The sequence below is a fragment of the Acinetobacter lwoffii genome, assembly GCF_024129595.1.
In the GTDB taxonomy this organism is placed as follows: Bacteria; Pseudomonadota; Gammaproteobacteria; order Pseudomonadales; family Moraxellaceae; genus Acinetobacter; species Acinetobacter lwoffii_O.
In genome coordinates this window covers 53110-60270 of sequence record NZ_JAMXXS010000017.1, presented here as the reverse complement: position 1 = coordinate 60270, position 7161 = coordinate 53110, and the positions used below count along the sequence as shown (strand labels likewise).

Annotated in this window: 7 protein-coding genes; 2 read left to right on the top strand and 5 right to left on the bottom strand. The window is 43.4% G+C overall.

The window, feature by feature from the left end:
• Nucleotides 1–172: 172 nt before the first annotated feature.
• Nucleotides 173–1306 (top strand): hypothetical protein, encoded by a 1134-nt coding sequence (locus tag NI466_RS09650; protein WP_253148406.1) that lies wholly within the window; start codon nt 173–175, stop codon nt 1304–1306.
• Between the two features lie 100 nt (nt 1307–1406).
• The gene (locus NI466_RS09645; RefSeq protein WP_253173427.1) at nt 1407–2294 is read left to right on the top strand and encodes an EamA family transporter; all 888 of its coding nucleotides are present in this window, start codon (nt 1407–1409) and stop codon (nt 2292–2294) included.
• 74 nt (nt 2295–2368) lie between these two features.
• Here the strand turns inward: NI466_RS09645 and pcaD are convergent, their stop codons facing one another.
• The 5 genes from pcaD to benE all read right to left on the bottom strand — a co-directional run bounded on the left by pcaD (nt 2369) and on the right by benE (nt 7152).
• Nucleotides 2369–3148: a 3-oxoadipate enol-lactonase gene (gene pcaD, locus NI466_RS09640; protein WP_253173426.1), complete on the bottom strand. Its 780-nt coding sequence runs from the start codon at nt 3146–3148 to the stop codon at nt 2369–2371.
• 59 nt (nt 3149–3207) lie between these two features.
• Entirely contained in the window at nt 3208–4413 is a 1206-nt protein-coding gene (gene pcaF / locus NI466_RS09635) for a 3-oxoadipyl-CoA thiolase (protein ID WP_253173425.1), read from the bottom strand.
• Between the two features lie 133 nt (nt 4414–4546).
• Nucleotides 4547–5203 carry a 3-oxoacid CoA-transferase subunit B gene (locus NI466_RS09630; RefSeq protein WP_005246228.1) on the bottom strand — a complete coding sequence of 219 codons (657 nt, stop codon included), beginning with the start codon at nt 5201–5203 and terminating at the stop codon, nt 4547–4549.
• Between the two features lie 19 nt (nt 5204–5222).
• Entirely contained in the window at nt 5223–5894 is a 672-nt protein-coding gene (locus NI466_RS09625; RefSeq protein ID WP_004731110.1) for a 3-oxoacid CoA-transferase subunit A, read from the bottom strand.
• A 37-nt stretch (nt 5895–5931) separates the two neighbouring features.
• Complete coding sequence (gene benE / locus NI466_RS09620; RefSeq protein WP_004894958.1) at nt 5932–7152, bottom strand: benzoate/H(+) symporter BenE; 1221 nt, start codon at nt 7150–7152, stop codon at nt 5932–5934.
• Between the last annotated feature and the right edge of the window lie 9 nt (nt 7153–7161).

Genomic DNA, 7161 nt, shown 5'->3' with positions numbered 1-7161 from the left:
AGCGTTTGAATTCAGAATCTGAAAAACGATTTAATTTCTGATATCTCATGAAATTTATATTGAGGTGGTTTTTACTTTCGCAAGAGGTCTATAGTTTAATGATTATTGATATTGCTTTAGTTTTTGATTTATAAGAAAATTACCATTATTTAATTATAAAAATTGGTTTAGTATGGCTTTTTCATTTCTTAGTAATTCATTTAGCAATGTTATCATTCAATTAAAAAAATATATTTCTGAAATTAAAGAAAGGACAGATATTGATGAGTGGGAAAAGGAGTTACTAAAAAATTTAGATCCTATAGATCTTTATGATAATGAAAGGCTAAATGAGTTTGAAGAACACTGTATAGAGATCAAAAAAAGAAATGATTTAAGTTTAAAGTTGGTATTTGATAATGAGTATGGGGAATTAGGGCATCATTTTGAATATTCGGATCGAATAAAGCTAGAGTATATAAATTTATTAATCTATGCATATTATAAAGAAGTAATGTTTAGGAAAGATTATAGATACTCTTTTCAAAAATCCTTTTTTGATTTTATTGAAAATAATGCAAATAAATTCAGTCCTGAAGTAAATTATATTTTTTCTTTTATAGATAAATTGCCATTTAAACTGTTAAGTAAAGTTTATTCTAATCCAAATTTTCAAAAAATAATTGAAACTTTAACACCTGATCATTTTTCAAAATATATTGAATATTTAGAGTCTAATCACAGAAATATAGAAAAAATTGATGCTTGGACTAGTACATTTGAATCTAAAAAAAGTGAAGTATCAGAATTAGAAAAGCGTCTTGAAAAAAATAAACAAACTTATGATTTCGTTTTGCTCAATAAAGGTTTTAAAGAGCTTTATGATCAGAAAAAAATAGAGTTAGATAATGCAAAAGGTACTTATAGCTTTGTTGCAGCAACAATGTTTTCTATACCTTTTGTGGAATTAGGTGCATTAATTGGAGCATTTTTCTATTTTGATGGAAAGCTACCTACTGGTATGTGGTTTATTTCTATTCCCTTCATTACTTTAATTTTAATTACGTTATATCTTTTAAAAATTTCTTTACAAGACAAAAGAGCAGTCCAATCTCAAATGATGCAGCTAGAACTTCGCATGGCACTGTGTCAGTTCATCCATAACTATGCTGAAGATTCAGAAAAACTGCATAAGAAAAATGCAGCAGGCTTTGAGAAATTTGAAAATATTATCTTTTCACCGCTAGTTTCATCTGATGACAAGATTCCAACCACCTTTGATGGAATGGAGCAACTTGCCAAATTAGTGAGTGAATTTAGAAAGTAATCCAAACTTTCCGCTATCGGCGAGTATCCTATTTTTAATTAGTCAGTCCTTTTGTTAAGACATAGAATTAATTCACTTTTGTAGTAATAGCGATCAGTAGATGGCATTCAGCTGGATTTTTTTCACTTTAATTGCTGCATTTATGCAGGCTTGGCGCAACGCCTTTCAAAAACAGCTCAGCACCACGGTCGATGTGTGGGGAGTCACCCTGGCACGCTTTATTTTCGGTTTGCCATTCGCTGCGCTTTACCTGAGCAGCCTGCATTATTTCAAGCCAGTTGAAAGTGTGATTCACTTCACGCCCAAGTTCTGGGTCTATGTGGTGATTGCGGGTTGCAGTCAGATTTTAGCTACGGCGCTGATGGTACAACTGTTCAAGCAAAAAAATTATGCCGTTGGGGTGGGGCTGGCGAAAAGTGAAGCCATTCTTGCAGCCATTATTGGCGTGACCTTTTTAGCAGATCATTTGTCATTCCTGGCCTGGATTGGTGTGGCGCTGGGCGGATATGCGGTATTTTTATTGAGTAAAGGCCAACAGGTCAGCGGGTTTTCAGCGAGAACATTGGCGATCGGGATTGGCAGTGGATTAAGTTTTGCCATTACCTCGCTTCTGGTACGCGAAGCCAGTCTGGAATTAAGCACTTTACCCACCTTGCATCGTGCGGCCTGGGTGCTGTTAATGGTGATCAGTTTTCAGTGCCTGAGTATGCTGCTTTACCTCAGCCTATTCAGTCGCCAGACTTTAGTGGCCATGTGGCAGCGTCTGGGCTTAACTTTTAAAGTGAGTGTGTGCAGTTTTATGGCATCACTCGGCTGGTTTACTGCCATGAGCATGATGAGTGTGCCGGTCGTGAAAACCTTAGGACAAATTGAGATTCTGTTTAGTATGCTGATTTCGGCATATTTCTTTAAAGATAAACTGGCACGTGCGGAGCATTGGGGACTAGGCTTGGTAGTGATTGCGGCGATTCTAGTAATCTGGGCCTGATGCAGCACTAATTTTTTAAATCTAAGTATAAAAAAGCCACTGATCAACAGTGGCTTTTTCTTTGCATTTATTGTTTAAGCTGCGATAAATTTCTGAACTGCCTGATTAAAGGCCTCAGGTTGTTCCACATTGGAAATGTGCGAGGCATTGATTTCAAACAGCTGGCTTTGTGAAATTTCAGCTTGCATGGCTTGACCATCTGCAACTGTCGTCACCGGGTCTTGCTGACCGGCCACAATCAGTACCGGCACTGAAATCGTTTTGATCTGTTCACGTAAATCCGCCTTAGCCAAAGCTTCGCAACAACTTGCATAACCTTCCGGGCTGCCAGCTCCAAGGTCGTTTGAAAGTTCTGCAATTATCGCTGCGTTGCTCTGGATAAAGGGATCGGTAAACCAACGTGCTGCTGCTGTCGATGCAATCGGCGCCAGACCTTGTTCACGTACCAGTGCGGCACGTTCCAGCCAGGCCTGTTCCTGACCGATCTTGGCAGCAGTATTGCAGATAATCACGTGGCTAAAACGTTCAGGTTTGTTAATCGCTAACCATTCGCCGGTTAAACCACCCATAGAAATGCCACAGAAAGCGGCTTTCTGGATATTCAGATGATCCAGCAGATTGACCACATCCTGACCTAACTGTTCAAGACTATACGGACCTTGTGGTGCAGAGGAAGCCCCATGACCACGAGTGTCATAACACACAACAAAATAATCTTGCTGGAAAAATTCAATTTGTGGTTGCCACATGCTGAATTTAGTGCCCAATGAGTTAGAAAAAACCAGGGCAGGTTTGCTGGCATCACCAAAGGTCTGGTAATTGATCTGTGCATCGTTGGATGTAAATGTTGGCATTGAAATCCCTCCCGACCTCCCTTTAAAAAAGGGAGGAGGTTTATCTTTTTAATAGGTTGTTAGACGCGTTCAATAATCAAAGCGATGCCTTGACCGACACCAATACACATTGAACAAAGACCGTATTTACCGCCAGTTTGTTCCAGCTGGTTGAGTGCGGTTGTGACTAAGCGTGCGCCAGATGCACCAAGTGGATGGCCCAAAGCAATTGCACCACCATTCGGATTGACTTTCTCTGAACCATCTTCAATGCCAAGGTCACGAGTACAAGCCAAAGCTTGTGCTGCAAAAGCTTCATTCAGCTCGATCACATCCATCTGCTCTAAAGTCAGACCTGTTTGCGCCAGTAATTTCTTAATGGCAGGTGCAGGACCAAAGCCCATGATACGTGGTTCAACACCCACAACCGTTGAGCCAATAATTTTGGCACGCGGTTTTAAACCGTGTTGAGCAACCGCTTCATCAGATGCGATTAATAGGGCAGCCGCACCATCGTTAATACCAGAAGCATTACCCGCTGTAACCGTACCATCTGCTTTGACCACGGGTTTCAGTTTTGCCAGAGCTTCTGCTGTGGTTGAAGCACGCGGATGTTCATCAGTATCGACAACGATCGGATCGCCTTTACGCTGTGGGATCACCACAGGAATGATTTCATTTTTATAGAAACCTTTGGCCTGCGCTGCTGCAGTACGTTGCTGGCTGGTCAGGGCAAACTTGTCCTGGTCTTCACGGTTGATGTTGAACTGTTCCGCCAGATTTTCAGCCGTTTGCGGCATGGTTTCTACGCCGTACATTTCTTTCAGTTTCGGATTGATAAAACGCCAGCCCATGGTGGTGTCTTCAATCTTCTGGCTACGGCCATACGCCGTTTCTGACTTGCCCATGACAAATGGCGCGCGCGACATGCTTTCTACACCACCGGCAATAATCAGATGAGCTTCACCGGCTTTAATTGCACGTGCTGCCATCGCCACGGCATCCATTGATGAACCACATAGGCGATTTACGGTCGTCGCTGGTACCTGATAAGGCAAACCTGCAAGCAGAGAAGACATACGACCGACGTTACGGTTGTCTTCACCGGCCTGATTGGCACAGCCATAGATCACGTCATCGACCTGTTCCCAGTTCACACTTGGATTGCGTTCCATCAACGCTTTAATTGGCAGCGCACCTAAGTCATCAGCACGGACAGGCGCGAGGCCACCGGCATAACGACCGAATGGGGTACGGATGGCATCGATAATATATGCGTTTTTCATTGTGTATTTGCTCACATATTTAAAAGAAGAAAACTCCTCCCTTTTTAAAGGGAGGTTGGGAGGGATTTAATGAAGTAGTTTTATTCCTCAAATCCTCCCTAAATCCCTCCTTTAATAAAGGAGGGACTTCCCCTTAATTTGATTGAGTCGCATCAATCAGTTTGGCACCGGTCATTGACTGCAATTCTTCAAATGACAGACCTTCAACTTTCTCAATCACTTTCATCCCTTCAGGGGTGACATCAATCACGCAAAGGTCGGTATAAATACGGTCGACACATTTCAGGCCAGTAGCCGGATAAGATAATTCAGCCACAATCTTTGGCTCGCCTTTTTTGGTCACGTGATCAGTCGTAATAAAGACTTTTTTCGCGCCAACAGCCAGATCCATTGCACCGCCGACTGCTGGAATTGCATCTGGAGCACCAGTATGCCAGTTAGCCAGATCGCCATTTTCAGCTACCTGGAAAGCACCCAATACTGCGATATCTAAGTGACCGCCACGCATCATGGCAAATGAATCACCATGATGGAAGAATGAACCGCCTTCAAGTAGGGTGACGAATTCTTTACCGGCATTGATCAGCTCAGGATCGCGGTCTTCTTCAGCAGGAGGAGGACCGAAAGCCAACAGGCCATTTTCAGAATGCAGGAATACGTCTTTATCGCTTGGCAGGTAGCTTGAAATCTTGGTCGGTAAACCAATACCGAGGTTTACATAAGCACCATCAGGAATGTCTTGTGCCACACGTTCAGCGATCTGGTCACGGGTCAGTTTGCTATAGCTCATTATTTATCTCCGATGCCAATTATTGTGCAGGTTTAACTTGAACAACGTGTTGAACAAAAATTCCCGGGGTGATGATGTGCTCTGGATCCAGTGCACCCAGTTCAACCACTTCAGAAACTTGAGCGATGGTCACATCTGCTGCCATTGCCATGATTGGGCCGAAGTTACGCGCAGATTTACGGTAGACCAGATTGCCCCAACGATCGCCTTTAGAAGCTTTAATCAAGGCAAAGTCAGCTTTAATTGGATTTTCTAAAACGTAGTCTTTACCTTCGTAGTTCATGGTCGGTTTGCCTTCAGCCAGCAAAGTACCAAAACCGGTAGGGGTATAGATTGGACCTAAGCCCATACCTGCTGCCTGAATACGGCAAGCCAGATTACCTTGCGGTACCAGTTCCAGTTCAATTTTTCCAGCACGATATAACTCGTCAAATACCCAGGAATCAGACTGACGCGGGAAAGAACAGATAATTTTACGCACAGCGCCAGCTTTAAGCAGTTTCGCCAGACCATAATCGCCATTACCGGCATTGTTGTTGACAATAATCAGGTCTTTAATACCCAATTCGATCAGACCATCAATCAGTTCAGCAGGCTGACCCGCTGTACCGAAACCACCGATCATAATGGTAGAACCGTCCTTGATCTGGGAGAGTGCTTCTTTCAATGATAATGAACTTTTATCTATCATAATCTGGTCCTTACATATCCTAAACTGATGGATGTCTTTAAACTCGTTTTGAATCTGATGCTGTAACCGGAACTGCGTTACGGTTTTTCTGTGACAGCAGAAAATGTGCGACCAAGCCAATGCAAATTCCCCAAAAGACTGAACTCAGTCCCAAGAAATGCATGCCGGAAGCAGTCGCTAAAAAGGTAATCAGTGCTGCATCACGTTGTGATTCTTTGCCCATGGCAACGGAAATGTTGGTGGCAATCGCACCCAGTAATGCCAGTCCTGCCAAAGCCGCAATTAATTCTTTGGGCATCAGGCTAAACAGCATGACAATGCTGCCGGCAAATAAGCCGCCTAAAATATAAAAAAGCCCATTCGCCACGCCGGCGATATAACGCTTTTCTTTCAGTTCGTGCGCGTCTTTGCCTAAACACAAAGCAGCCGTGATAGATGCCAATACGATGGTAATACCCCCCACACAGGCCACTGCAAGCGAGGCAATACTGGTCGCACTGATAATCGGCTTGGCGGGCATGTCATAACCACTGAGTTTGATAATCGCCATTCCCGGTAAAAACTGGCCAGACAGGCTGACCAGAATCAGGGGGAGGGCCAGATTCAGGGTTGAACTCCAGGTCCATTCCGGTGCAATAAATTGCGGAATTGCCAGACTAAAATCTGCCGTGACCGGGTTAATCTTGCCCAGTAACATACTTAAAACCACACCGGCAACCAGCACCCAGACCATCGCATAGCGTGGACTGAAACGCTTGGCCAGCAAAAATACCGCCAGCATGCCAAAGACGATATAGGGCATGGTATCGGTCGCGGTAAACAACCCTAAACCAAACTGCAGTAAAATCCCCGCCATCATTCCGGCAGCGACTTCCTGAGGAATCCAGGACAGCAATTTGTCGAAATAACCGGTGATCCCAATGAAAAAAATCACCACGGCAGAGGTGATATAGGCGGCAACCGCTTCATTGAGCGAAATATCAGGAAACAGCGTGACTAATAAAGCCGTTCCGGGTGCAGACCAGGCGGTGACGACAGGTATTTTGTATTTAATCGATAAAAAGATACCTGCGAGTGCAGCACCAATAGAAATTCCCCAAATCCATGAAATCATCATGTCCGGGGAAACCTGGGCTTGCTGCGCCGCCTGGAAAAAAATGATCAGTGGCCCTGAATAGGAAATCAGCACTGCTAAAAATCCTGCAACAGTTGCTGAAATTGACCAATCATTTTTTAATGTCTGAAACAGGGTATTCATTGGTGATGT

What these genes read in the sequence shown, in the direction of transcription:
- NI466_RS09650 (WP_253148406.1), top strand. Translation starts at nt 173, where the DNA reads ATGGCTTTTTCATTTCTTAGTAATTCATTTAGCAATGTTATCATTCAA.
- NI466_RS09645 (WP_253173427.1), top strand. Translation starts at nt 1,407, where the DNA reads ATGGCATTCAGCTGGATTTTTTTCACTTTAATTGCTGCATTTATGCAG.
- pcaD (WP_253173426.1), bottom strand. Translation starts at nt 3,148, where the DNA reads ATGCCAACATTTACATCCAACGATGCACAGATCAATTACCAGACCTTT.
- pcaF (WP_253173425.1), bottom strand. Translation starts at nt 4,413, where the DNA reads ATGAAAAACGCATATATTATCGATGCCATCCGTACCCCATTCGGTCGT.
- NI466_RS09630 (WP_005246228.1), bottom strand. Translation starts at nt 5,203, where the DNA reads ATGAGCTATAGCAAACTGACCCGTGACCAGATCGCTGAACGTGTGGCA.
- NI466_RS09625 (WP_004731110.1), bottom strand. Translation starts at nt 5,894, where the DNA reads ATGATAGATAAAAGTTCATTATCATTGAAAGAAGCACTCTCCCAGATC.
- benE (WP_004894958.1), bottom strand. Translation starts at nt 7,152, where the DNA reads ATGAATACCCTGTTTCAGACATTAAAAAATGATTGGTCAATTTCAGCA.